Here is a 24,535-nt window from a genome sequence, read left to right as displayed (position 1 = left end):
GTGATTGGAATGTTTTGGTTCCGCAAGGGCCTTCACATTGCGGTAACCTCATCGTCACGCAGCCGACATGCCGTTGCCCTACGAGCCGCCGAACGACCCGGCAGCGAGGAGGCGCGGCACATGGCATCTACGGCTCACCAGAATGTTACCCGCGCGGTGCATCGGCATCGGCATCTGTCCAGGCAGGGATTGCTGGAACGGGCCTTTACCTTTGCGTTTCGGGGTCTGGTTTACGCACAGATCTGGGAAGACCCTGCAGTCGATATGGAAGCGCTGGCGATCACCCCGGAGAGCCATGTCGTCACCATCGCTTCGGGCGGGTGCAATGTGTTGAGCTATCTGACCGCCGATCCGGCGAAGATCACGGCGGTTGATCTCAACACCGCGCATATCGCGCTCAATCGTCTGAAGCTGGCGGCGGCGCGGGCCTTGCCGGACCATGAGGCGTTCCATCGCTTCTTCGCCAAGGCGGATTGCAAGGAGAATGTAGCGGCCTATCGCAGCTTCGTGGCGCCGCATCTGGACGATGCCACCCGGCGCTATTGGGAAGGGCGCGATTTTATCGGGCGGCGGCGCATCGGCGGCTTTGCGCGCGGGATTTACAAACATGGTCTGCTGGGGCGCTTTATCGGCGCGGCGCATCTGCTCGCGCGTCTGCATGGCGTCAATCCCCGGCGGATGCTGGATGCGAAATCCCGCGAGGAGCAGCGGGTGATTTTCGAGCAGGAACTGGCGCCGGTGTTCGACAGTGCCTTCATGCGCTGGCTGACGAGCCAGCCGGCTTCGCTCTTCGGCCTCGGCATTCCGCCCGCGCAATATGATGCCTTGGCTGGCGATGACCGGATGGACAGCGTGCTGAAGGCGCGGCTGAAGAAACTGGCCTGCGATTTCGACCTCAAGGATAATTATTTCGCGGTGCAGGCGTTCGGTCGTGGCTATGCCGGTGGCGAAGGGCCGTTGCCGCCCTATTTGCAGGCCGCGAACCATGAGGCGGTGGTGGAGCGCGCGGGGCGGGTCGATGTTCGTCATGTGAACTTCACCGACTTTCTGGCATCGCAGGAGGCTGGATCGGCGGATCGCTACATATTGCTCGATGCGCAGGACTGGATGGATGATGCGCAGTTGAATGCGTTGTGGACACAGATCACCCGCACGGCTCGGCCGGGCGCGCGGGTGCTCTTCCGCACCGCCGGCGAACCGAGCATCCTGCCAGGGCGCGTTGCCGATGCGGTGCTGTCGCGCTGGGATTATCGGGCGGAAGCGTCGCGCGATTACACGGCGCGGGATCGTTCGGCCATTTATGGCGGCGTCCACCTCTATGTGCTGAAGGACGCCTGATGAGCGCCGGGCATGATGGGCTGATGGACAGCGTTTATCGCCACCAGAGGCATATTTACGACCTGTCGCGGAGATATTATCTGTTGGGGCGGGATGGGCTGATTGCCGATCTCGCTCCACCCAAGGGTGGCGCGGTGCTGGAAATCGGCTGCGGCACCGGGCGCAATTTGATCGCCGTGGGCAAAACCTGGCCGGAGGCGCGGCTTTATGGGGTCGATATTTCCGAAGCGATGCTCGAAACGGCGCGCAAGGCTGTGGCGAATGCGGGCATGGCCCATCGTGTCGTGCTGGCGCAGGGGGATGCCTGCGCCTTCAACGCGCAGGCGTTATTCGGGCGGAGCGATTTCGAACGGGTGTTCATCAGCTATGCCCTGTCGATGATCCCGGATTGGGAAGGCGCTCTTCGGCAGGCGGCGCGCTGCGTTGCGCCGGCTGGTAAGCTGGACATCGTGGATTTCGGGCAGCAGGACAATTTGCCCCGCTTCTGGAAGCGGGCGCTGTTCGGATGGCTGGCGCGCTTTCATGTGTCGCCACGAGCGGAACTGGCGCGCGCGATCAACAGCCTGGCGGCCGATATGGGCGGTTTTCCTCATAGCCGAAGCCTGTATCGCGGCTATGCGGTTAGGGGCGGCTTGATCCGGATTTGAAGCAAGCCGCCTATGCTGCGCTCCAGCGCAAGCGGAGAGGGTGGTTTTTGCCCAGATGAATGTTCCGCAGTTCAGGGAATTGCTCAGGCTGCCTGACGAAGCTCCAGTTCCAGCCGATCCCAGATTTCGACCAACGCCTCGACCAGTTCCCGCATCATCTCTTCGCTATGGGCCGGGCCGGGGGTGAAGCGCAGGCGCTCCGTGCCGCGAGGGACGGTGGGGTAATTGATCGGCTGCACATAGGCGCCATATTCTGCGAGCAAAATGTCGCTGATCCGCTTGGCCTTGACCGGATCGCCCACCATCAGCGGGACGATGTGCGTCACCGACGGCATCACCGGCAGGCCCGATTCCGCCATCAGGCGCTTGAGCGTCGCGGCGGCGGCCTGCTGGCCCTCGCGTTCTTCGTTCGACTGCTTGAGGTGACGGACGCTCGCCAGCACGCCCGCGACCAGCACGGGCGACAACGACGTCGTGAAGATGAAACCCGGCGCATAGCTGCGGATCACGTCGACGATCATCTGGTCAGCGGCAATATAGCCGCCCATGACGCCAAATGCCTTGCCCAGAGTGCCTTCGATGATCGTCAGGCGATCGGCGACCTCATCTCGTTCGGAAATGCCGCCGCCATGGGCGCCGTACATGCCGACCGCATGCACTTCATCGAGATAGGTGAGCGCGTTGAATTCGTCCGCCAGGTCGCAGATCGCGGCGATGGGGGCGATGTCACCATCCATCGAATAAACGCTTTCGAAGGCGATCAGCTTGGGCGCTTCGGGATCTTCGGCGGCCAGCAGTTCGCGCAGATGTTCGACGTCATTGTGACGGAATACGCGCTTTTCGCAGCCCGAATTGCGGATGCCCGCGATCATCGAGGCGTGGTTCAACTCGTCCGAGAAGATGATGCAGCCCGGCAGGATTTTCGCCAGCGTGGAAAGCGTCGCTTCGTTCGAGACATAGCCCGACGTGAAGAGCAACGCTGCTTCCTTGCCATGCAGGCCGGCGAGTTCGCTCTCCAGATCGACGTGATAATGGGTGTTGCCGCCGATGTTGCGGGTGCCACCCGAACCGGCGCCGACATCGTGCAGAGCCTCTTCCATTGCGGCAACGACCTTGGGATGCTGACCCATGGCGAGATAGTCGTTGGAGCACCAGACGGTGATCGGCTTCGGCCCATTATGGCCGTGGAAGCAGCGGGCGTTGGGGAAGGCGCCCTTGTTGCGCAAAATGTCAATGAATACGCGGTAACGGCCCTCACTGTGAAGTCGGTCGATCGCCTGCGTGAAGATGTGCTTGTAGTTCACCTAAGCCCTATCCCTATTCCCGCATCCCCTCTTCATCAGGGGCGTTTACCTGCTGCCGGGGCCCATTACCAGTGATAACCGCTCGCAGCGCCAGGGGGAATTACCTATCACAGTGATAGAAAAGCTTGCGATTGGACCAAAGGTCCACCCCCTTCAAAGGCTCTCGATCCGCTGCAATCCATAGCGGGCCAGCGCCGGTCGAAGCGGTTTGACGCTATCATCCAGCCTGGTGAAAACGGCGGTTCCGGGGGCCGGGGCAGCAGGCCAGTCCTGCCCCTGGGTCAGATAAGCGATCCGGCGGGCGATTCCGTCACCACCATGCACGAATCGGAGGGGACGGGGCGACGCGGCGGCCAGTTCCTGCTCGACCAGGGGGAAATGCGTGCACGCCAGCACCACGACGTCCATCCGGTCGCCGCCAGGCTGGTCGAACAGGCCGGCCAGCGCGTCGCGGGCTATTACGGGATCGATCGGCTCGCCGCGCAGCTTGGCTTCGGCCAGTTGGACGAGCGCGGCCGATCCATGGCGCAGGACGGTGCAGTCCGAACCGAATTCTGCGGTCAACCTGTCCACATAAGGCTGACGGACGGTCGCGTCCGTGCCGAGGACGCCGAATACCCGGCTTTGCGAAAGCAAGGCGGCCGGCTTGATCGCCGGCACTGTCCCCACCACCGGAATGTCGAGCGCGGCGCGAACCGCTGATAGGGCGATGGTAGAGGCGGTATTGCAGGCGATAACGGCGAGGCGCGGGCGATAGCGTTCGACGAGGCGGCCCAGAAGTGCGGGAACGCGGGCGGCGATTTCGGCCTCGCTCTTCGTGCCATAGGGAAAGCCCGCGCTATCGGCGGCATAGACGATGGGCGCGTCAGGCAGCATGGCCTGCGCGGGGGCCAGGATCGAAAGCCCGCCGACGCCGGAATCGAAGAACAGCAGGGGAGCATGGGGTGCGACCGTCATAGACGGTCACATCTCGAGCGATCGACGCACGCTGTCAACATCGGTCACGTTCGCCATTGCCCGTTGCGTCGGGGACGCTATGGTCGCGCCGCAACAATTTCGGCGAGATCATGACTCCTCCCTGGCTAATACCCGCTTTCGTCCTGGTGATCGGTTATCTGCTGGGATCAATCCCCTTTGGACTGCTGCTGACGCGCTTCACTGGCGCGGGCGATCTCCGCAAGATCGGTTCGGGCAATATCGGCGCGACCAACGTGCTGCGCACCGGGCGCAAAGGGTTGGCGGCGGCGACTTTGCTGCTCGATCTGGCGAAAGGCGCAGCGGCGGTCCTGATCGGCGCGGCGCTGGTTGACGGCGGCGGGCCGGTGGCGGGCGCCATGGCGTTTATCGGACATTGTTATCCTGTCTGGCTGCGCTTTGCCGGGGGGAAGGGCGTGGCGACCATGATGGGTGTCATAACCGCGCTTTATTGGCCTGCGGGGATCATATTCGCTCTCGTATGGTTGGGGGCGCTCTTCGGCACGAAATGGTCGTCGGTCGGCGGCATGTCGGCAGCGGTGAGCGCGCCCGTCGCCATGTGGTGCTTTGGAAGGCTCGATCTGGTGCCGGTAGCGTTGGCACTCGCGCTTATCGTGCTGTGGCGGCACCGCGAGAATATCGCCCGGCTGGCCAAGGGCGTCGAGCCCAAGGTTGGCGCCTCCAAGGCACGGGCGACCGAGGAACGGGCGACCGAGGAACGGGCGACCGAGGAATGAGTGAGCAGGAGCGGTTCAACCGCCTGCGCCTGATCCGATCGCCGCGCATTGGGCCGGTCACTTTCCGACAGTTAATGGCGCGCTTCGGCACGGCGGGCGAAGCCCTGCGCGCGGTCCCCGATCTGGCGACACGGGGCGGTGGCAAGGCGAGCGTCATTGATGCTGCGCTGGTCGAACGGGAAATCGCGCGCAGCAAGGCTTTGGGCGCGCGCTATCTGCTGGCAGGGGATGCGGATTATCCCTTTCTGCTGGACCAGATGGAGGGCGCTCCGCCCGCGCTGATCTTCCGGGGCGATGCGACTTTGGCGGCGCGGGAGTGCGTGGCGATGGTCGGTGCGCGCAATGCTTCGGCGGCCGCCTGCCGCTTTGCGCGGACGCTGGCGCAGGATCTGGGGCAGCGTGGCATAACCGTGGTGTCCGGGCTGGCGCGGGGGATCGACACCGCGGCGCATCAGGGATCGATCGGCAGCGGCACCATTGCCGTCATAGCCTGCGGAATCGACATTGCCTTCCCGCCGGAAAATGAGGCTTTGCAGGAGCAATTGGCAGAAGAGGGGCTTCTTCTGACGGAGCATCCACCCGGCACGCAGCCGCTTGCTCGGCAATTCCCGGCGCGGAACCGGATCATCGCCGGACTGGCAAAGGGCACCGTGGTCGTGGAGGCGGCGCCCAAATCAGGATCGCTCATTACAGCGCGCCTGGCCGGGGAAGCGGGGCGTGAGGTCATGGCTGTGCCGGGGTCGCCGCTCGACCCGCGTGCGCAGGGATGCAATCAGCTTATTCGCGATGGTGCGGTGCTCGTCCAGAACGCAACCGATGTGATCGAGGCCATCGGCAGCATCGACGCGCGAATGGTGCGGCAGGGCCGATCCGATTTCGCCGGGGAACCGACGCCCTCGGACGTGGCCGAGCGGGAGCGGACTGCGGTCGTCGCGCTGTTGGGCGCGGCGCCGGTGCCAGTGGATGAGGTCATCCGCCTATCGGGACTTGGTCCCGCGGTCGTGCATACCGTGTTGCTGGAATTGGAACTGGCCGCCCGGCTGGAACGGCATGCGGGCGGAAAAGTCAGTATTTCATGATCCTGCGGGCTGGCCTAGACGTAAATCCCCTCTTACATCGAGGGCGCTTGACGGGGGCCGTCATCACCTTCCAGACTCGCGCGTGTACGTGAGAGCAATTTGAACCGGGGCTTTAATGCAGCTTGTCATCGTTGAATCGCCGGCCAAGGCGAAGACCATCGAAAAATATCTGGGCGGGGATTTCCATGTGCTCGCCAGCTATGGTCACATCCGCGACCTGCCAGCCAAGGACGGATCGGTGGACCCCGATGCGGGCTTTGCCATGCAGTGGGAAAATTATGGCGACAAGGGCAAGCAGCTCAAGGCCATTGCGGACGAAGCCAAGAAGGCGACCCGCCTGATCCTGGCGACTGACCCTGATCGCGAGGGAGAAGCGATCAGCTGGCATGTGCAGGAAGTGCTGCGCGCCAAGAAAGCGCTGCCGCAGAAAGTGGATCGCGTGACCTTCAACGCGATCACCAAGCAGGCGGTGACCGAGGCGATGGCGCAGCCGCGCGCGCTCGACGAGGATCTGATCGACGCCTATCGGGCGCGACGGGCGCTCGATTATCTGGTGGGCTTCACGCTGTCGCCGGTATTGTGGCGTAAATTGCCCGGCGCCAAGTCGGCGGGGCGCGTGCAGTCAGTGGCTTTGCGTCTGGTCGTGGACCGCGAGCGCGAGATTGAGAGCTTCGTGCCGCAGGAATATTGGTCCGTCGCGGCGGAAATGGAGCAGGGCGGACAGGGCTTCACCGCGCGGCTGGTGCGCTGGCGGGGTGAGAAGATCGAGCGGCTGACCATCGGCAAGGAAGGCGATGCCATGGCCGCGAAGGCGGACGTGGAGGCCGGGCGGTTCACGGTCGAGAAGGTCGAAACCAAGCCCGTCAACCGCAACCCTCCGCCGCCTTTCACCACCTCGACCTTGCAGCAGGAAGCCGCGCGCAAATTGGGCTTTTCCGCCAGCCATACGATGCGGATCGCGCAGCAGCTCTACGAAGACGGCGCGATCACCTACATGCGTACGGACGGCGTGCAGATGGATGGCAGCGCCATTTCCGCCGCGCGCAAGGCCATCGCGGATCGCTATGACGGCGGTTATCTGCCGGAAAAGCCGCGCCAGTATCAGACCAAGGCCAAAAATGCGCAGGAAGCGCACGAGGCTATCCGCCCGACCGAATTCAGCCGGGACAAGGCAGGGTCGGGCGATCATGCGCGGCTTTACGATCTGATCTTCAAGCGGGCGCTGGCCAGCCAGATGGCTTCGGCGCGGCTGGAGCGGACGACCGTCGATCTGGTCGACGGAACAGGCCAACATGCTCTGCGGGCCACGGGGCAGGTCGTGATCTTTCCCGGCTTCCTGGCGCTCTATGAGGAAGGGCGCGACGATGCCGAGGATGATGACGGCAAGCTGTTGCCGCGCATGGCGGCTGGCGACGCCCCGGCCAAGAAGAAGGTGTCGGCCGAGCAGCATTTCACCCAGCCGCCGCCGCGCTATTCGGAAGCGAGCCTCGTCAAGAAGCTGGAGGAATTGGGGATCGGCCGTCCGTCCACCTATGCCTCGACGCTTCAGGTGCTGAAGGACCGCGACTATGTGCGGGTGGAGAAGAACCGCTTCTTTGCCGAGGAGAGCGGGCGGCTGGTGACGGCCTTCCTTGAGCGTTTCTTCGAGCGTTACGTGTCCTACGACTTCACCGCGGGGCTGGAGGAGGAACTGGACGATATTTCCGGCGGACGCGCCCAATGGCAGGCGGTGCTGGAGGCCTTTTGGCGTGACTTCAAGCCCAAGACGGCTGAGGTCATGGAGCAGAAGCCCTCCGACATCACGGCGGAGTTGGACAAATTTCTGGAGCCGATGCTCTTCCCGCCCCGGGCCGACGGCAGCAATCCGCGCGCCTGCCCGATGTGCGGCGACGGGCAGTTATCGCTCCGTGGCGGACGTTTCGGGGCGTTCATCGCCTGCTCCAACTATCCGGAATGCAAATATACCCGGAAATTCGGCCAGCCCGGCGGGGACAAGGGCGAGGATACAGGGCCGGAGGTGCTGGGCAAGCATCCCGAGACCGGACAGGATATCGTTCGCAAGTCCGGGCGCTTTGGCCCCTATATCGAGATGGGCGAGGGCAAGGAGGCCAAGCGCGGCTCCATTCCCAAGGACCTGCCCGATGGCGAGATGACGCTGGACTGGGCGATCAAGCTATTGAGCCTGCCCCGCGAGATCGGACTTCATCCGGAAACCGGCAAGCCGATTGTGGCGAATATCGGTCGCTTCGGCCCCTATCTGCTGCATGACGGCAAATATGGGCGGCTGTCTTCCACCGCCGAGATTTTCGAGGTGGGCATGAACAGCGCCGTCGCCAAGCTGGCGGATGCGGCGAACAAGGGCGGGCGCGGGGCGTCCTCGCGCGAGCCGTTGAAGGTGCTGGGCAAGCATCCGCGTACCGAGGCCGAGATCAAGCTGATGGCGGGGCGCTATGGGCCTTATGTGACCGATGGCACCACCAACGCGACCTTGCCCAAGACGATCGAGCAGGATGCGTTGACGCTGGAGGAGGCTGCGCAACTGATCGATGTGCGGGCTGCGGCGGCTCCGGCCAAGAAGGGGAAGAAGGCGCCCGCGAAAAAGGCAGCAGCGAAGAAGCCTGCGGCGAAGAAAGCGCCCGCCAAGAAGAAGGCGGCGGCGGAATAATCCGATCGCCGTCATTCCCGCCGGCGCGGGAATGACGGCGATCGGATGGGAGCGTTACTCCACCCAATCCAGCCCGATGTCGCGATAGATGAAGCGGTCGTCCTCCCAATCCTCCTTCACCTTGACGTGGAGGTAGAGGTGGACCTTGACGCCGAGCAGGCTTGCCAGTTCGGCGCGTGCCCTAGAACCGATTTCCTTGAGGCGCTGTCCGCCCTTGCCCAGCACGATGGCGCGCTGGCTGGAGCGGCCGACCAGGATCTGCTGGTGGATTTCGACCGAGCCATCCTCGCGCTCGCTATATTTTTCCGTGTCGACCGCGGCTGCATAAGGCAGTTCGGCGTGGAGCTGGTGATACAGCTGCTCGCGGGTGATTTCGGCGGCCAACATCCGGTCGGTGGCGTCGGAAACCTGATCCTCGGGAAAGTGCCAGGGACCCTCGGGCATGGCATGGGCGAAGGCCGTCTTGAGTTCGGCAAGGCCGTCTCCGGTCGCAGCGCTCACGAAGAAGGTCTCCGCAATGTCGAGCTGTTCGTAGAGACGCTGGGTATGGACCAGCAGCTTTTCCTTAATGGCGATGTCGACCTTGTTGAGGATCAGCCATTTTTTCTCCGGCCGGGCGGCCAGAGCGCTGATGATCGGTTCCATCTTGGGACCAAGGCCCGCTTTGCCATCGACGATCAGGGCGATCAGGTCAGCGCCCTGCGCGCCGCCCCAGGCGGCTTGTACCATGGCGCGGTCCAGTCGCCGTTTGGGCGCAAAGATGCCGGGCGTGTCGACCAGCACCATCTGGACATTGCCCTCTATTGCGACACCCATCACGCGGGTGCGCGTGGTCTGCGCCTTGGGGCTGGTGATCGCCACCTTCTGGCCCACCAGCGCGTTCACCAGTGTCGATTTGCCCGCGTTGGGGGCACCGACAATGGCGATGACGCCGCAACGTTGATTATCGAGATCGATCGTCAAAAATCACTCCGTTTCAAAAAAGCGAAGCGTGCTTCTGCGAAGGCAGGAACCCAGATCGAACTGGAACTGGGTTCCTGCCTTCGCAGAAGCACGTCATAACATAAAATGAAGGTCAGCCTTCCAGCTTTTCCAGCAATGCCTTGGCGGCGGCGGTTTCGGCTTCCTGTTTGGAACCGCCGGTGGCGCTCGCCTCGCCCGCGCCCTTGATCGAGACCGTCACCGTGAAGCGCAGCGCATGGTGGGGTCCGGAGCGGTCGGTGAGCGCATATTCCGGTGGCTTGCGCTTGTTGGCGGCGGCCCATTCCTGCAACGTCGATTTGGGATGCTTGGGCGCGCTGGCCTGGGTGTCGACACGGTCGTTCCATAAGCGGCGGACGAGGGAGCGAGTCTCCTCGATGCCGCCCTCCAGATAGAGCGCGCCGATCAGCGCTTCCATCACATCGCCCAATACATTGTCGCTGTCGGCAGCGCCATCGTCGCGGGCCTGTTTGCCCAGCACGAGATGGGCCGGCACGCCCGCTGCACGGGCGACTTCGGCGCAGGTTTCGCCCGACACCAGCGCGTTGAATCGGCGGGACAGCTTGCCTTCCGGCTCCGTGGCGAAGCGGTCATAGACCCATTCCGCGATCAGCAGGCCGAGGATACGGTCGCCCAGAAACTCCAGCCGCTCATAATTGACCGCATTGGCGCTGCCATGGGTCAGCGCCTGCGTGAAGGCAGCGGGGTCCTTCGGCGCACGGCCGATCAGGGCTTTCAGCCAGCCTTCGGTGTCCGCTTTGGTCAAAAGCCTTCCCCGATACGGCTCCAACGCGCGGCGGTGAACCAGGTCCACGGCAGCAGCCAATTGGCGCTGCCATCGGTCGAGAAGACGGAGATCATTGCCTTGCCCACCAGATTTTCCTCAGGAACGAGACCGATGCCGCCGCCGTCGACCGCCGGGAAACGGCTGTCGGCGCTGCGGTCGCGATTGTCGCCCATCATGAAGAGATGGCCTTCGGGCACGACCACCGTGTCGCGGTCGTCCGCCGCGCCATCGGGCATAAGATCGAGGACATTGTAACTTTTGCCCGGCTTGCCATCGACAGCGGGCAGGGTTTCCCGGAATTGCGGATAGCGGCACTGGCGGCCGCCACCGGGCGCGGCTTCCTCGAACTTCGGACGGTAGCAAGGGGAGGGGCTGCCTTCCCTGGCCGCCGCTTCTTCCATATTCGGGGTGACGGGGATGACGAGGTCGGCGACCTTCTGCTTGGGGATCGCCTGACCGTTCAGATAGACCGTGCCGCCCCGCACCGAGATCATATCGCCGGGCAGGCCGATGACGCGCTTGATATAGTCGTTCTTCTGGTTCGGCGGCGCCTTGAACACCACCACGTCGCCGCGTTGGGGCGTGGAGGCAAAGACGCGGCCGGGGATCAGCGGCACACCGAAAGGCAGCGAATAACGGGAATAGCCATAGGGCCATTTCGCCACGAGCAGATAATCGCCGATCAGCAGGCGCGGCTGCATCGATTCCGATGGGATGTTGAAGGGCGAAACGATGAAGCTCCGCAGGATGAAGACGAACACCGCCAGCTTTGCGAGAAACCAGAGGAAATCCCGCGTTTCGGATTTTGCGCTCATGCTTTGGTCGTCTTTTCCTTCAATTCGCCCTGAAAACAGGCCGTCGCGGCTTTTGCGGGTTCGTAAAGCCGCCGTCAAGCGCGCTAGAGGCCAACTGCTCATCACTTTATGCTGCCCTGCAACCTGAATTTTCCTGTCCCACGGTGCAATAGCGCAACGACTTGGCTAAAAGAGACAAGAATCGACAGGTGCAGCGTCGGTATCGATCAACGACGAATGAAGGATATTCCTCATGTCCAGCCCTGCACTGGCAGCGCTTGCGGCTCTTCCCCAGGCCGATCTCAAATCCATCTTCACCACCGATCCCGACCGGTTGAGCAAATTCACCCTGGCTCAGGGACCCATCCGTTTCGACTGGTCGAAAACGCATCTCACCGATGCGCTTGTCGACGGATTCCTGAAGCTGGCTGAGGAAAAGGGCTTTGCCGCGCAGCGGGACGCGCTGTTCGCGGGCGAGGCTGTCAATAACACCGAGGGGCGCGCGGCCGAGCATCCCGCCGAACGTGGCGAGGGCAAGGCCGACAGTGTGGGGCGGGCCAAGATGTTCCACGCCCGGATGCGGGCGCTGATTGACGCCATTGAAGGCGAAGCGCTGGCGCCGATCCGGCATATATTGCATATCGGCATCGGCGGGTCGGCTTTGGGGCCGGACCTGATCGTGGACGCGCTGGGCGGAGACGGCGCGCGCTATGACGTTGCCATTGTGTCCAATGTCGACGGTACGGCGCTGGAGCGGGCGATTTCGCGCTTCGATCCCGAAGCCACGCTGATCGCAGTGGCGTCAAAGACTTTTACCACCACCGAAACCATGCTGAACGCGGCGAGTGCGATCAACTGGATGGTCGAGGCGGGCGTGGAAGATCCCTATGGCCGGGTCATCGCGCTCACGGCTTCGCCGGAAAAGGCCATCGAATGGGGCGTGGATGAAACGCGCGTGCTGCCCTTTGCCGAGAGCGTGGGCGGGCGCTATTCGCTCTGGTCTTCGATCGGTTTTCCGGCGGCGTTGGCGCTCGGTTGGGATGCGTTCGAAAGCTTGCTGGAGGGCGCGGCGGCGATGGACCGGCATTTCCGTCTGTCCGATCCCAAGGAAAATGCGCCGCTGATCGCTGCCTTTGTCGATCAATATTATGTGCGGGTCCTGGCTTGCCAGACACGGGCGCTGTTTGCCTATGACGAACGTTTGCGGCTGCTGCCTTCCTATCTCCAGCAGTTGGAAATGGAGAGTAACGGCAAGAGTGTGACCCGTAACGGAAAGCCAGTCGACGGTCCGACGGCGGCCATCACCTGGGGCGGCGTGGGCACGGACGCGCAGCATGCTGTGTTCCAGCTGCTGCATCAGGGTACGATCCTGACGCCGGTGGAGTTCGTCGCTTCCATCGAGCCGGGACATGCGCTCGATCCGGCGCATCATCGGGCGCTGCTGGTGAACTGCTTCGCGCAGGGCGCGGCCCTGCTGCGGGGCAAGGACAATGACGCTGACCCGGCGCGGGCTTATCCGGGCAACCGGCCGTCGACCACCATCCTGCTGGACGATGTGACGCCGGAGGCGCTGGGCGCGCTGATCGCTTTCTATGAGCATCGGACCTTCGCCAATGCGGTGCTGATGGGGATCAACCCCTTCGACCAGTTCGGCGTCGAACTGGGCAAGGAAATCGCCCGGTCGATCGAAGCCGAAGGGCCGAAGGGTTTCGATCCTTCGACCATGGCGTTGATCGATCTCGCTTTCGGCGGGATGTAGGAGCAAATCTCATTTGTAACTGCGCGGGCCAGGCTCCATATGCGAGCCCAACCCCAGCGGAGGCATGAATGAGCGATTACGACTTCGACCTTTTCGTCATCGGTGCAGGATCTGGGGGCGTGCGGGCGTCGCGCGTGGCCGCGGCCCATGGCGCGAAGGTCGCGGTTGCCGAGGAATATCGCGTTGGCGGCACCTGCGTCATTCGCGGCTGCGTGCCCAAGAAGCTGCTGATCTATGGCGCGCATTTTGCCGAGGATCTGAAGGATGCGCGGCGCTTCGGCTGGAATGTGCCCGATTGCGGGTTCGAATGGACTGCGCTGCGCGACAATGTGCTGGCCGATGTGGATCGGCTGGAAGGGCTCTACAAGAACACGCTCGACAGCCATAAGGTCGAGTTGATCTCCGAACGCGCGACGATCACCGGGCCGCATCGCGTGAAGCTGTCCAGCGGGCGGGAAGTGAGCGCGAAATACATTCTGGTCGCGACCGGCGCCTGGCCGGTGATCCCCGACGTCGAGGGGGCGGAACATGGCGTGACGTCGAATGAGCTGTTTCATCTCGACGAATGTCCAAAGCGCATCGTGATTGTTGGTGGTGGCTATATCGCCAATGAATTTGCCGGGATCTTCCACCAGTTCGGCAGCCATGTGACGATGGTGAACCGGTCGGGCACGCTGCTGCGCGGCTATGACGAGAGCATTCGTGACCGGCTGCTCCAGATTTCGACGATGAAGGGGATCCATTTCCGCTTCAACGCCGAGATGGAGAAGATCGAGAAGAATGAGGACGGGACGCTTTGCGTGCGCTTCAAGAATGGCGATCCGATTGCCTGCGACCTGCTGGTGTTCGCGACCGGGCGTCAGCCGCATGTCGACGGGTTGGGCTTGGAACATGCCGGGGTCGAGTTGAACGAAAAGGGCGCGATCAAGGTTGACGATTACAGCCGGACCAATGTCGAAAGCATCTATGCCGTAGGCGATGTGACCGACCGCCTGCAACTGACCCCGGTGGCGATCCGCGAAGGCCATGCTTTTGCGGATACGGTGTTCGGGGACAATCCGCGGACGGTCGATTATCATTGCGTGCCGTCCGCTGTGTTCAGCCATCCGCCCCTTGCCGGTGTGGGCATGACCGAGGCGCAGGCGAAGGACAAGCTGGGGACGGTGAAGGTCTATACGTCCGATTTTCGCCCGATGAAGAATGTGCTGGCCGGGCGGGATGAGCGGGCGCTCTACAAGATGGTGGTGGATGCCACGACGAATCGCGTGGTCGGGCTGCACATGATCGGACCGGACGCACCGGAAATCCTTCAGGCCGCCGCCATCGCCGTGAAGGCGGGCCTCACCAAGCAGGAATTCGACGATACCGTGGCCCTGCATCCCAGCATGGCCGAGGAACTGGTGCTGCTGAAATAAGGATCGAGGGCAGCCGCGCTATTTCGGCTCTGCTGCGAAGGTAAGGACGAGGGCGTCGCGCCACGCGGGTTGCGCGGCGTCGACCGCGTGGATTGCCGTGACGCCGTGCATGATGCGGCGGTCGTCGATCAGCACTGCGTCGCCGGGCCGGGCGAGGGTGAATTCGCCCAGTTCCCGCCCTTCCGGCGTACCGATCCGAGTGGTGCCTTCCCGGATATTGCGGCGCTCGATCAGCATGACGAAGACCCAATCCACGCCGTCGCGATGCATGCCTTCGGGCGTGGGGCGGCCGGTTTCGTCCACATGCGCCTCGATGCGAAACTGGTGCAGTTCGACATGCTGCCGCCCGGTCAGGGGGAAGCTGCGGGCGCAAAAAGCGAAGATGGATTGCATGACGGCATTGTCGATCGTCGATTGTGCGACGGGATCGAACCAGCGCTGCACGTCGCCGTTCAAGCGATTGTAATCGCGGCTTTGGAAATGCGGCTGGTGCGGTTTACGGATGAAGTTTCCGTTGTCGCTTGAGAGGGTCGCGTGACGGCGCCGGCGGTAGCGGCCTCCGTCAGCCATATAGAGATCGGTCCCAAGATCGTCCCAGCTTCGCGCAAAAGCGCGCCAATCGGCGGCCCCAACTCCAAGCTTGTCCAACAGGCCGGGGCCGGGCAGGCGCGCATAGCCTGCATGTTCCAACTCATGTTGGAGAGCCTTGTCTGTCGGAATGCCTGTATCGATCATCCACCTTTCCTACCGGGAGAGACAAAGGAGCGACAGGGCCAGTTTCCGCAAGCCGGATTGCGGCCCCGCCCATACCCTAACCTATCCAGTAAGGCACGATCTGCCGGTTGTCGGGATCGACATGGATCGGCCGGTCGGCAGGAGGAAAGGCACGCTGATCGCAGCTTTGGCGTGAGCAGAGGCGGCAGGTGATGCCGATGGGGGTCGCGGCGCCCTCCACTTCCAGTTGCAGCCCATCGGCATAGACGAAGTTCGCCGCATGGGCGATTTCGCAACCCAGCACCACGGCGAAGCGGCGCGGAGTACGGCTGTAGCTGCCGGAAGGTTTGACCAACCCCTTCGCCATCGAGACATAGCGCACGCCGTCCGGCGTTTCACCAAGCTGAACGTTGATCCGATCGGGCACGGCGACCGCTTCATGGACGTTCCACAAGGGGCAGGCACCGCCGAACCGCGCAAATTGCAGGCGGGTGGCGCTGTGGCGCTTGGTGATATTGCCCGCCATATCGACGCGGCAGAAGAAGAAGGGGATACCGCGCAGGCCCGGTCGCTGAAGCGTCGAGAGGCGATGGCAGGCCTGTTCGAAACTCACGCCGAAGCGCCGCGCCAGGCGGTCGATGTCATGGCGGACTTCGCGGGCAGCCTCCCGGAATGGGGCGTAAGGCATCAGCAGCGCGCCCGCGGCATAATTGCCAAGCCCGATGGCGAGCAGGCGGTCGGCACCCATGACGGGCAGGGCGGCCTTGCTCACTACGTCCGCGATCACGGCCTGCCCTTCCAGCATCATAAGCTGGTGGGCCAGCATGAATTTGCGGCTTTCGGTTGGAAGGGCCGCATTCACGAACAGGCGCTTTTCGCTGCTGGTATAGGAGCGGAGCGCGAAATCCGGGGTTTCCGCGATCAGCGTTTCGATGCCGTGCCGCCGTGCCAGCGCTTCGACCAGCATGCCTTCGTCCAGCGATTGACCCGCCGTGAAGCTGGCAGCCATGTCTTCCGCCAGGCAGTCGAGCGGATGGACGTAATTGCCCCCTTCGTGAAACCAGTCGCGAACAGCCTCCCAAGGCAGGCGGGCCTGGACCGCGTGATCGTTGGCGATCGCCTCCTCGATCATGTTGATGCGCTCATTGGCGCGCATATGAGCATTGTATAGGTCGACATAGCGTGCTGCGAATTCAGGGAATTGCAGATGCAGCTTTTCAATCCGCTCTGGTTCCATCGGCGCCCCGGGCAGTTCGGGATGAGCCAGCGCAAAGGCGAAGGCGCCCAGCAACTGTTCCTCCTCCCGACTGTCGAAGCTGGCCCAGTCGGTCGGAAAGGCGCTGGCAAGTGCGGCCTTCACCTTGGCGGTGAGAGGACGATCATCATTCTCAAGCTGGCTGAGATAGGATACGGATATACCCAACGCCTGTGCCATGGTCGCCTGGTCCATGCGATGGTCAAGACGGAGTTGGCGCAGGCGCGGACCTGCGAAGATACGATTGCCACGAGCCATGGTTCGCCCATAATTTGCAAAATCGCAATTTGCAAATTGGCAAAATTGCATTTGCGAAAATGCGGAAAAATTGGAAGGGGGCGAACATAGACGCCCGCGACAAGCCGGAGAGTAAAACTGATATGTCGAAGCTCGCCATCATCGAACAGCTGGAAGCCAAGCGCGAAGCCGCGCGCCTGGGCGGTGGTCAACGCCGCATCGACGGCCAGCATGCCAAGGGCAAGCTGACCGCACGGGAGCGGTTGGAAGTGCTGCTGGACGAGGACAGCTTCGAAGAGCTGGACATGTATGTCGAGCATAACTGCATCGACTTCGGCATGGACGAACAGCATATTCCGGGCGACGGCGTCGTCACCGGATCGGGCACGATCAACGGCCGGCTGGTCTATGTGTTCTCGCAGGATTTCACCGTTTATGGCGGTGCGGTATCGGAACGGCACGCGATGAAGATCTGCAAGATCATGGACATCGCCATGAAGGTCGGTGCGCCGGTGATCGGTCTCAATGACTCGGGTGGTGCGCGCATTCAGGAAGGCGTGGCTTCGCTCGCCGGATATGCGGAAATTTTCCAGCGCAACGTGCTGGCCTCGGGCGTGGTGCCGCAGATCAGCGTCATCATGGGGCCGTGCGCGGGCGGCGCGGTTTACTCGCCTGCAATGACCGACTTCATCTTCATGGTGAAGGATTCGAGCTTCATGTTCGTGACCGGTCCGGACGTGGTCAAGACGGTGACGAACGAGGTCGTGACGCAGGAGGAATTGGGCGGCGCGATCACCCACACCACCAAGTCCGGCGTTGCCGACGTGGCATTCGAGAACGATATCGAAGCCCTGCTGGCGGTCCGCGATTTCGTGGACTTCCTGCCCGCTTCCAACAAGGAGCCGGTGCCGGAGCGGCCGAGCGCCGATCCTTGGGACCGGATGGAGGACAGCCTCGACACGCTGATCCCGGCCAATGCGAACCAGCCCTATGATATGCATGAGCTGATCCGCAAGGTTGTGGACGAGGGCGACTTCTTCGAGGTGCAGCCGGCCCATGCGGGCAACATCATCTGCGGCTTCGGCCGGGTTGAAGGCAAGACGGTGGGCATTATCGCCAACCAGCCGATGGTGCTGGCGGGCGTGCTCGACATCAACTCCTCCAAGAAGGCTGGCCGTTTCGTCCGCTTCTGCGACGCGTTCGAAATTCCGCTCGTCACCTTCGTCGACGTGCCGGGCTTCCTGCCGGGTACCGCGCAGGAGCATTCGGGCATCATCAAGCATGGCGCCAAGCTGCTGTTCGCCTATGCCGAAGCGACCGTGCCGAAGATCACCGTCATCACGCGCAAGGCCTATGGAGGCGCCTATGACGTTATGTCGTCCAAGCATCTGCGCGGCGATCTGAACTATGCCTGGCCGACCGCCGAAATCGCGGTGATGGGCGCCAAGGGCGCGGTCGAGATCATCTTCCGCGGCAAGACGCCGGAAGAGATCGCGGAAAAGACCAAGGAATATGAAGACCGCTTCGCCAACCCCTTCGTGGCGGCGAGCAAGGGCTTCATCGACGAGGTGATCCAGCCGCACTCGACCCGCAAGCGGATCGCTCTGGGCCTGCGCAAGCTGCGCAACAAGAGCCTCGAAAATCCGTGGAAGAAGCACGACAATATTCCGCTCTGAGGAGAGGGTAGCCATGAAACTCGGCCGTCTTAATCATATCGGCGTCGCGACGCCTTCGCTCGAAGCGAGCATCGCCTATTATCGCGATGTCATGGGTGCGACGATCACGCATGAGCCCTTCGACCTGCCCGCGCAGGGAGTGAAGGTGTGTTTCGTCGATACGCCGGGCGAGAATGGCACCAACGGCACGCAGATCGAACTGATCGAGCCGTTGGGCGAGAACAGCCCCATCCATGGTTTCATCGCCAAGAACCCGGCGGGCGGGCAGCATCATATGTGCTATGAAGTGCCCGACATTCATGAGGCCAAGGCCTGGTTCGAAGGGATGGGCAAAAAGGTGCTGGGCGAACCGCGCATCGGTGCGCATGGCACGCTGATCTTCTTCGTCCACCCCAAGGACATGAACGGGGTGCTGACTGAAATCATGGAAACGCCGAAAGAGGGCGCGCATTGATATGACCGAGAAGCCGATGCTGGATCAATGGAGCACCGCCGCCGCCAAGGAGGTAAAGGGCAAGGACCTTAACTGGCAAACGCCGGAGGGGATCACCGTCAAGCCGCTCTATACCGCAGAAGATGTGACCGTCGATCCGGGCCTTCCCGGTTTCGCGCCGTTCACGCGCGGGGTGCGCGCATCCATGTATGCGGGCCGTCCCTGGACCATCCGGCAATATGCGGGCTTCTCGACTGCCGAGGAATCCAATGCCTTCTATCGCCGCAACCTCGCGGCCGGTCAGAAGGGCCTCAGCGTCGCTTTCGACCTTGCGACGCATCGCGGCTATGACAGCGACCATCCGCGCGTCGTCGGCGACGTCGGCAAGGCGGGCGTGGCCATCGACACGATCGAGGACATGAAAATCCTGTTCGACGGCATTCCGCTCGACAAGATGTCGGTGTCCATGACCATGAACGGCGCGGTGATCCCGATCCTCGCCTTCTTCATCGTCGCGGGCGAGGAGCAGGGGGTCGAGCGCAAGCTGCTGGACGGAACCATTCAGAACGACATTCTGAAGGAGTTCATGGTCCGCAACACCTATATCTATCCGCCCGAACCCTCGATGCGGATTATCTCGGACATTTTCGGCTATACCAGCCGCGAGATGCCCAAGTTCAACAGCATCTCCATCTCCGGCTATCATATGCAGGAAGCCGGGGCGACGCAGGTGCAGGAACTGGCCTTCACCATCGCGGATGGCGCGGAATATGTGCGCTACGGCGTGGCGTCGGGCCTCGACATCGACAAGTTCGCCGGGCGTTTGAGCTTCTTCTTCGCCATCGGCATGAATTTCTTCATGGAGATCGCCAAGCTGCGCGCCGCCCGTGTGCTGTGGCATCGGGTGATGACCAAGCTGGGCGCGCAGGACGAACGCTCCAAGATGCTGCGCACCCATTGCCAGACGTCGGGCGTGTCCCTGACCGAGCAGGACCCCTATAACAACGTCATGCGCACCACCATCGAGGCGATGGCGGCGATGCTGGGCGGCACCCAGTCGCTGCACACCAACGCGCTGGACGAGGCGATTGCGTTGCCGACCGATTTCTCGGCCCGCATCGCGCGCAACACGCAGATCGTCATCCAGGAAGAGACCGGCATGTGCAATGTCGTCGATCCGCTGGGTGGCAGCTATTATATCGAGGCGCTGACCCAGCAACTGGTCGACGCCGCGCAGGAGATCATCGACCGCGTGGAAGCGGAAGGCGGCATGGCGAAGGCCGTGGGCGCCGGCTGGCCCAAGGCGATGATCGAGACCGCCGCCGCCGCTCGTCAGGCACGCGTCGACCGGGGCGAGGACGTCATCGTCGGCGTCAACAAATATCGCCTCGCGAACGAAGACCTGCTGGAAACGCTGGAGGTCGACAACACCAAGGTTCGTGAAGCGCAGATCGCGCGCATTAACCGGGTCAAGGCCGCGCGCGACGAGGCCGCTTGCCAGGCCGCGCTGGAAGCGCTGCGTCAGGCTGCTGCCGGTCCGCAGTCGATCGAGAACAACCTCCTCGCCCATGCGGTAGAGGCGGCCCGTGCTCGCGCAACGCTGGGCGAAATTTCCGCGGCCATGGAAGACAGCTTCAACCGTTACGGCACGGTGCCGACACCGGTGAAAGGCGTTTATTCCAAGCCCTATGCGGAAGACAGTCGCTGGAAACAGGTTCTTGACGGGGTGCAGGCCGTCGAGCGGCGCCTCGGTCGCAAACCGAAAATCCTTATCGCCAAGATGGGGCAGGACGGTCATGACCGGGGCGCCAACGTGATTGCGTCCGCTTTTGGAGACATGGGCTTCGAAATCGTCTCGGGTCCGTTGTTCCAGACGCCGGAGGAAACGGTGGTTCTGGCGCTCGACAGCGGCGTGGACGTCGTGGGCGCTTCGTCGCTGGCGGCGGGGCATAAAACGCTGATCCCCGAACTCATCAGGCAGCTTCGGGAAAAGGGCCGCAACGACATCAAGGTGATCGCGGGCGGGGTCATTCCGCCTCAGGATTATGACTTCCTCCGTGACGCAGGCGTTCAGGGCATTTATGGACCGGGCTCCAACGTCGTGGAATGCGCCGCCGATGTGCTGCGCCTCCTCGGCCACAACATGCCCCCGGCGGGGCTAGAGGAAGCCGCGTAATGACCATAGACGCCCGCACCGACTGGACCCGCGACGAGATCGCCGCGCTGTTCGACCTGCCCTTCAACGACCTGATGTTCGAGGCGCAGTCGATCCATCGTGCGACTTTCCCGCGCAATGAAGTGCAGCTATCGACCCTGCTTTCGATCAAGACCGGCGGCTGCCCGGAGGATTGCGGCTATTGCAGCCAGTCGACCGAGGCGGAAAGCGGCCTGAAAGCGACCAAGCTGATGGACGTGCAGGCCGTGCTCCAGGCGGCGGCGCAGGCGAAGGATCATGGCTCGGGCCGTTTCTGCATGGGCGCGGCGTGGCGCAATCCCAAGGAACGGGACATGCCCAAGCTCATCGAAATGGTGAAGGGCGTGCGCCAGATGGGCATGGAAACCTGCATGACGCTGGGCATGCTGTCGTCCGATCAGGCGAAGCAGTTGGCCGATGCTGGCCTCGATTATTACAACCACAATATCGACACTTCGCCGGAAAATTACGCCAACGTCATCACCACCCGGACTTTCGAGGACCGGATCGAGACGCTGGAAAATGTCCGCGACGCGGGCATCAATGTATGCTGCGGCGGGATCGTCGGCATGGGCGAGACGCGGAGCGACCGCATCGGCTTCCTCCATGCGCTGGGCACCATGCCGCATCCCGAAAGCGTGCCGATCAACGCGCTGGTGCCGGTGGCCGGGACCGTGCTGGGCGACATGCTCAAGGACACGCCGCTCGCCAAGATCGACGAGGTGGAGTTCGTCCGCACCGTCGCCGTGGCGCGGATCGTCATGCCGCAATCGATGGTTCGGCTTTCCGCCGGGCGTGAAAGCATGAGCGAGGCCTGTCAGGCGCTCTGCTTCATGGCGGGGGCGAACAGCATCTTCACCGGCGACAAGCTGCTGACCGCAGCCAATGCCGGGGATGACAAGGATAGCGCGCTGCTTTCGAAGCTCGGGCTGACGCCGATGATGGCGCAGCCGCACGGGCATCTGGAGGCGGCGGAATAATTCAACGTACAGGTCGAAGGCTACGCTCCTTTTTGAGGGGGCTGGCCGTCGACAACTCGCACCAAGCGGGGCGAGAGGAATAGGACTGGGCAAGGACACAAGATGGCAATCACCAAGATCCTGATCGCGAACCGTGGCGAAATCGCATGCCGCGTCATCCGCACCGCGCGGAAGATGGGCATCAAGACCGTGGCGGTCTATTCGGATGCGGATGCCCGCGCGCCGCATGTGCTGATGGCCGACGAAGCCGTCCATGTCGGGCCGTCTCCCGCCGCTCAGTCCTATCTGATCGCCGACAAGATCATTGAGGCGTGCAAGGCGACTGGCGCTGATGCGGTGCATCCGGGCTATGGTTTCCTCTCCGAACGCGAGAGCTTCCGCAAGGCGCTCGACGCGGAGGGCATCATCTTCGTCGGCCCGCCCGCCAACGCGATTGCGGCGATGGGCGACAAGATCGAGTCCAAGAAACTCGCCAAGGCGGCTGGCGTTAACGTCGTCCCCGGCTTCGTCGGCGTGATCGAGGATACCGAGCATGCCGTCCGCATCTCCAACGAGATCGGCTATCCGGTGATGATGAAGGCTTCCGCCGGTGGTGGCGGCAAGGGCATGCGCCTTGCCTATAGCGAGCAAGATGTGCGCGAAGGCTTCGAGGCAACCAAGCGCGAGGGGCTGAACAGCTTCGGCGACGACCGCGTGTTCATCGAGAAGTTCATCGAAAGCCCGCGCCACATCGAAATCCAGATCCTGGGCGACCAGCACGGCAACATCGTCTATCTGAACGAGCGCGAATGCTCGATCCAGCGCCGCCACCAGAAGGTGGTCGAGGAAGCGCCGTCGCCCTTCGTCAGCCCGGAAATGCGCAAGAAGATGGGCGAGCAATGCGTCGCCCTGTCGCGCGCGGTCGGCTATTTCAGCGCGGGCACGGTCGAACTGATCGTGTCGGGCGCGGACAAGACCGGCGACGGCTTCTACTTCCTGGAAATGAACACCCGTTTGCAGGTGGAACATCCGGTCACCGAAGAGATCACCGGCCTCGATCTGGTCGAACAGATGATCCGCGTCGCCAATGGCGAGGAACTGTCCTTCCGTCAGGAGGATGTGAAGATCAACGGCTGGTCGATCGAGAACCGCGTCTATGCCGAGGACCCCTATCGCGGCTTCCTGCCCTCGACGGGCCGCCTGATCCGGTACAACCCGCCTGAGACCGGCGCTGATGAGAATGGAGCCATTGTGCGCGTCGATGACGGCGTGGTCGAGGGTGGCGAGGTCAGCATGTTCTACGACCCGATGATCGCCAAGCTGGTCACCTGGGCGCCGACCCGTCTGGAGGCCATCGACAAGCAGATCGCGGCGCTCGACCAGTTCGAGATCGAGGGGCCGGGCCATAATATCGATTTCGTCTCCGCGCTGATGCAGCATGAGCGTTTCCGCTCCGGCAACATCACCACGGGCTTCATTGCCGAGGAATATCCCGAGGGCTTCACGGGCGCTCCGGCCTCCGGGACGCTGCTCAGGAAATTGTCGGCCATTGGCGCCTTTGCCGCCATGGCGCAGGCCGACCGCGCCCGCCGGATCGACGGACAGTTGGGCAAGAAGCTCAAGGCGCCGACGGACTGGCAGGTGAAGATCGGCGATGCCATCCATGACGTCGTCATCAATGGCGACGACGTGAGTGTCGACGGCGAAGCACTCGACATGGCGCTGGAATATACGCCCGGCGACCGGCTGATCGAGGCTGAGTTCGGCGAGGAACAACTGGCGGTGAAGATCGCGGCGGTGCGTTCTGGCTTCGTCCTGACGGCTCATGGTGCCAGCCACAAGCTGCGCATTCTGCCGGCTCATGCCGCGGTTCATGCCAAGCATATGATCGAAAAGATCCCGCCGGATCTGTCGCGCTTCCTGATCTGCCCGATGCCGGGCCTGCTGGTCGCGCTGCACGTCAAGGAAGGCGACAAGGTCGAGGCCGGCCAACCGCTCGCCGTGATCGAGGCAATGAAGATGGAGAATATCCTGCGCGCGCAAAAGGCGGGCGTGGTGAAGAGCGTGTCCGCCGCGCAGGGCGAGAGCCTGCCGGTCGATGCGATCATTCTGGAGATGGAATAACAGGTGGTTCCCGGCGGGTCGCGACGAGAGCAGCCCTGCGCTGCCGATCTCTCGACCCGCTGGCCACGAACGGATAGGATGCTCCCATGCACCTGTCCCACGCCCCCGATGCGCCCTCGGCCGACCCGATTGGCTTCGACGACTTCCTGAAAGTGGACATCCGCATCGGCACGATCCTGAACGCCGAACTTTATCCCGAAGCGCGCAATCCGGCCTATAAATTGCTGATAGATTTCGGCCCGGGAATTGGGCGCAGGAAATCGAGCGCACAGATTACGGAAAATTACGGGGTGGATGATCTGCCCGGTCGGCAGGTCGCTGCGGTGGTCAATTTTCCGCCGCGTCAGATCGGCAAATTCCTTTCCGAAGTGCTGATAGTGGGCTTTGCCGATGGCAACGGCGCGGTGAGGCTGTTCGCGCCGGACAAGCCGGTGCCCGATGGCGCGCGCCTGTTCTGACAGG

General features: G+C 62.8%; 20 protein-coding genes. 13 read left to right on the top strand and 7 right to left on the bottom strand.

The features are described 5' to 3' along the window. The first annotated feature begins 120 nt into the window (after window positions 1–120). Together F7P65_RS08785 and F7P65_RS08780 are read left to right on the top strand one after the other, a co-directional pair. Window positions 121–1,338: a BtaA family protein gene (locus F7P65_RS08785; protein WP_150291362.1), complete on the top strand. Its 1,218-nt coding sequence runs from the start codon at window positions 121–123 to the stop codon at window positions 1,336–1,338. Beyond that, entirely contained in the window at window positions 1,338–1,985 is a 648-nt protein-coding gene (locus tag F7P65_RS08780; RefSeq protein ID WP_150291361.1) for a class I SAM-dependent methyltransferase, read from the top strand. Before F7P65_RS08785 ends, F7P65_RS08780 begins: the two co-directional genes overlap by 1 nt. 83 nt (window positions 1,986–2,068) lie before the next feature. On the opposite strand, the gene hemA is transcribed toward F7P65_RS08780, so the two are convergent. Beyond that, window positions 2,069–3,289 (bottom strand): 5-aminolevulinate synthase, encoded by a 1,221-nt coding sequence (gene hemA / locus F7P65_RS08775; RefSeq protein WP_150291360.1) that lies wholly within the window; start codon window positions 3,287–3,289, stop codon window positions 2,069–2,071. A 153-nt stretch (window positions 3,290–3,442) separates the two neighbouring features. Continuing rightward, on the bottom strand, window positions 3,443–4,246 hold the full coding sequence (gene murI, locus F7P65_RS08770) for a glutamate racemase (RefSeq protein WP_150291359.1): 804 nt from the start codon (window positions 4,244–4,246) through the stop codon (window positions 3,443–3,445). Window positions 4,247–4,356: 110 nt separating this feature from the next. On the opposite strand from murI, the gene plsY reads away from it, so the two are divergent. The 3 genes from plsY to topA all read left to right on the top strand — a co-directional run bounded on the left by plsY (window position 4,357) and on the right by topA (window position 8,745). Beyond that, window positions 4,357–5,001, top strand: a complete 645-nt coding sequence (gene plsY / locus F7P65_RS08765) for a glycerol-3-phosphate 1-O-acyltransferase PlsY (protein ID WP_150291415.1) — start codon at window positions 4,357–4,359, stop codon at window positions 4,999–5,001. Continuing rightward, the gene (gene dprA, locus F7P65_RS08760; RefSeq protein WP_150291358.1) at window positions 4,998–6,080 is read left to right on the top strand and encodes a DNA-processing protein DprA; all 1,083 of its coding nucleotides are present in this window, start codon (window positions 4,998–5,000) and stop codon (window positions 6,078–6,080) included. Before plsY ends, dprA begins: the two co-directional genes overlap by 4 nt. Before the next feature lie 115 nt (window positions 6,081–6,195). Then, on the top strand, window positions 6,196–8,745 hold the full coding sequence (topA, locus tag F7P65_RS08755; RefSeq protein WP_150291357.1) for a type I DNA topoisomerase: 2,550 nt from the start codon (window positions 6,196–6,198) through the stop codon (window positions 8,743–8,745). Window positions 8,746–8,799: 54 nt separating this feature from the next. On the opposite strand, the gene era is transcribed toward topA, so the two are convergent. The 3 genes from era to lepB all read right to left on the bottom strand — a co-directional run bounded on the left by era (window position 8,800) and on the right by lepB (window position 11,328). Further along, the gene (gene era / locus F7P65_RS08750) at window positions 8,800–9,708 is read right to left on the bottom strand and encodes a GTPase Era (RefSeq protein ID WP_150291356.1); all 909 of its coding nucleotides are present in this window, start codon (window positions 9,706–9,708) and stop codon (window positions 8,800–8,802) included. A 112-nt stretch (window positions 9,709–9,820) separates the two neighbouring features. Then, the gene (rnc, locus tag F7P65_RS08745) at window positions 9,821–10,492 is read right to left on the bottom strand and encodes a ribonuclease III (RefSeq protein WP_150291355.1); all 672 of its coding nucleotides are present in this window, start codon (window positions 10,490–10,492) and stop codon (window positions 9,821–9,823) included. Beyond that, complete coding sequence (lepB, locus tag F7P65_RS08740; RefSeq protein ID WP_150291354.1) at window positions 10,489–11,328, bottom strand: signal peptidase I; 840 nt, start codon at window positions 11,326–11,328, stop codon at window positions 10,489–10,491. The genes rnc and lepB overlap by 4 nt, the downstream gene beginning before the upstream one ends. 232 nt (window positions 11,329–11,560) lie before the next feature. On the opposite strand from lepB, the gene pgi reads away from it, so the two are divergent. Together pgi and gorA are read left to right on the top strand one after the other, a co-directional pair. After that, window positions 11,561–13,066, top strand: coding sequence for a glucose-6-phosphate isomerase (gene pgi / locus F7P65_RS08735; RefSeq protein ID WP_150291353.1), 1,506 nt, complete (start codon window positions 11,561–11,563; stop codon window positions 13,064–13,066). Between the two features lie 68 nt (window positions 13,067–13,134). Continuing rightward, window positions 13,135–14,481 (top strand): glutathione-disulfide reductase, encoded by a 1,347-nt coding sequence (gorA, locus tag F7P65_RS08730; RefSeq protein WP_150291352.1) that lies wholly within the window; start codon window positions 13,135–13,137, stop codon window positions 14,479–14,481. A gap of 18 nt (window positions 14,482–14,499) precedes the next feature. On the opposite strand, the gene F7P65_RS08725 is transcribed toward gorA, so the two are convergent. Continuing rightward, window positions 14,500–15,216, bottom strand: coding sequence for a 2OG-Fe dioxygenase family protein (locus F7P65_RS08725; protein ID WP_150291351.1), 717 nt, complete (start codon window positions 15,214–15,216; stop codon window positions 14,500–14,502). A 76-nt stretch (window positions 15,217–15,292) separates the two neighbouring features. Continuing rightward, window positions 15,293–16,708 carry a helix-turn-helix domain-containing protein gene (locus F7P65_RS08720; protein WP_150291350.1) on the bottom strand — a complete coding sequence of 472 codons (1,416 nt, stop codon included), beginning with the start codon at window positions 16,706–16,708 and terminating at the stop codon, window positions 15,293–15,295. A 122-nt stretch (window positions 16,709–16,830) separates the two neighbouring features. Here F7P65_RS08720 and F7P65_RS08715 point away from each other — a divergent pair, with 122 nt between their 5' ends. The 6 genes from F7P65_RS08715 to F7P65_RS08690 all read left to right on the top strand — a co-directional run bounded on the left by F7P65_RS08715 (window position 16,831) and on the right by F7P65_RS08690 (window position 24,531). Further along, on the top strand, window positions 16,831–18,363 hold the full coding sequence (locus tag F7P65_RS08715) for an acyl-CoA carboxylase subunit beta (protein ID WP_150291349.1): 1,533 nt from the start codon (window positions 16,831–16,833) through the stop codon (window positions 18,361–18,363). Window positions 18,364–18,376: 13 nt separating this feature from the next. Next, window positions 18,377–18,817, top strand: a complete 441-nt coding sequence (gene mce, locus F7P65_RS08710; protein ID WP_150291348.1) for a methylmalonyl-CoA epimerase — start codon at window positions 18,377–18,379, stop codon at window positions 18,815–18,817. A 1-nt stretch (window position 18,818) separates the two neighbouring features. Further along, on the top strand, window positions 18,819–20,972 hold the full coding sequence (gene scpA, locus F7P65_RS08705) for a methylmalonyl-CoA mutase (RefSeq protein WP_150291347.1): 2,154 nt from the start codon (window positions 18,819–18,821) through the stop codon (window positions 20,970–20,972). Beyond that, on the top strand, window positions 20,972–21,970 hold the full coding sequence (bioB, locus tag F7P65_RS08700; protein ID WP_150291346.1) for a biotin synthase BioB: 999 nt from the start codon (window positions 20,972–20,974) through the stop codon (window positions 21,968–21,970). Before scpA ends, bioB begins: the two co-directional genes overlap by 1 nt. A gap of 102 nt (window positions 21,971–22,072) precedes the next feature. Next, window positions 22,073–24,073, top strand: coding sequence for an acetyl-CoA carboxylase biotin carboxylase subunit (locus F7P65_RS08695; protein WP_150291345.1), 2,001 nt, complete (start codon window positions 22,073–22,075; stop codon window positions 24,071–24,073). Between the two features lie 86 nt (window positions 24,074–24,159). Then, a complete protein-coding gene (locus tag F7P65_RS08690) occupies window positions 24,160–24,531 on the top strand; it encodes a tRNA-binding protein (protein WP_150291344.1) in 372 nt (123 codons plus the stop codon). The last annotated feature ends 4 nt before the right edge of the window (window positions 24,532–24,535 follow it).

The sequence above is a fragment of the Sphingobium estronivorans genome (assembly GCF_008692605.1).
Classification (GTDB): domain Bacteria; phylum Pseudomonadota; class Alphaproteobacteria; order Sphingomonadales; family Sphingomonadaceae; genus Sphingobium; species Sphingobium estronivorans.
Note: the sequence above shows the minus strand (reverse complement) of the source record. Positions and strands in the feature narration are given on the sequence as shown.

Excerpts from the sequence above, each read along its gene's own strand:
- F7P65_RS08785 (WP_150291362.1), top strand. The coding sequence starts at position 121 with ATGGCATCTACGGCTCACCAGAATGTTACCCGCGCGGTGCATCGGCAT.
- F7P65_RS08780 (WP_150291361.1), top strand. The coding sequence starts at position 1,338 with ATGAGCGCCGGGCATGATGGGCTGATGGACAGCGTTTATCGCCACCAG.
- murI (WP_150291359.1), bottom strand. The coding sequence starts at position 4,246 with ATGACGGTCGCACCCCATGCTCCCCTGCTGTTCTTCGATTCCGGCGTC.
- plsY (WP_150291415.1), top strand. The coding sequence starts at position 4,357 with ATGACTCCTCCCTGGCTAATACCCGCTTTCGTCCTGGTGATCGGTTAT.
- dprA (WP_150291358.1), top strand. The coding sequence starts at position 4,998 with ATGAGTGAGCAGGAGCGGTTCAACCGCCTGCGCCTGATCCGATCGCCG.
- topA (WP_150291357.1), top strand. The coding sequence starts at position 6,196 with ATGCAGCTTGTCATCGTTGAATCGCCGGCCAAGGCGAAGACCATCGAA.
- lepB (WP_150291354.1), bottom strand. The coding sequence starts at position 11,328 with ATGAGCGCAAAATCCGAAACGCGGGATTTCCTCTGGTTTCTCGCAAAG.
- pgi (WP_150291353.1), top strand. The coding sequence starts at position 11,561 with ATGTCCAGCCCTGCACTGGCAGCGCTTGCGGCTCTTCCCCAGGCCGAT.
- gorA (WP_150291352.1), top strand. The coding sequence starts at position 13,135 with ATGAGCGATTACGACTTCGACCTTTTCGTCATCGGTGCAGGATCTGGG.
- F7P65_RS08725 (WP_150291351.1), bottom strand. The coding sequence starts at position 15,216 with ATGATCGATACAGGCATTCCGACAGACAAGGCTCTCCAACATGAGTTG.
- F7P65_RS08720 (WP_150291350.1), bottom strand. The coding sequence starts at position 16,708 with ATGGCTCGTGGCAATCGTATCTTCGCAGGTCCGCGCCTGCGCCAACTC.
- F7P65_RS08715 (WP_150291349.1), top strand. The coding sequence starts at position 16,831 with ATGTCGAAGCTCGCCATCATCGAACAGCTGGAAGCCAAGCGCGAAGCC.
- mce (WP_150291348.1), top strand. The coding sequence starts at position 18,377 with ATGAAACTCGGCCGTCTTAATCATATCGGCGTCGCGACGCCTTCGCTC.
- scpA (WP_150291347.1), top strand. The coding sequence starts at position 18,819 with ATGACCGAGAAGCCGATGCTGGATCAATGGAGCACCGCCGCCGCCAAG.
- bioB (WP_150291346.1), top strand. The coding sequence starts at position 20,972 with ATGACCATAGACGCCCGCACCGACTGGACCCGCGACGAGATCGCCGCG.
- F7P65_RS08695 (WP_150291345.1), top strand. The coding sequence starts at position 22,073 with ATGGCAATCACCAAGATCCTGATCGCGAACCGTGGCGAAATCGCATGC.
- F7P65_RS08690 (WP_150291344.1), top strand. The coding sequence starts at position 24,160 with ATGCACCTGTCCCACGCCCCCGATGCGCCCTCGGCCGACCCGATTGGC.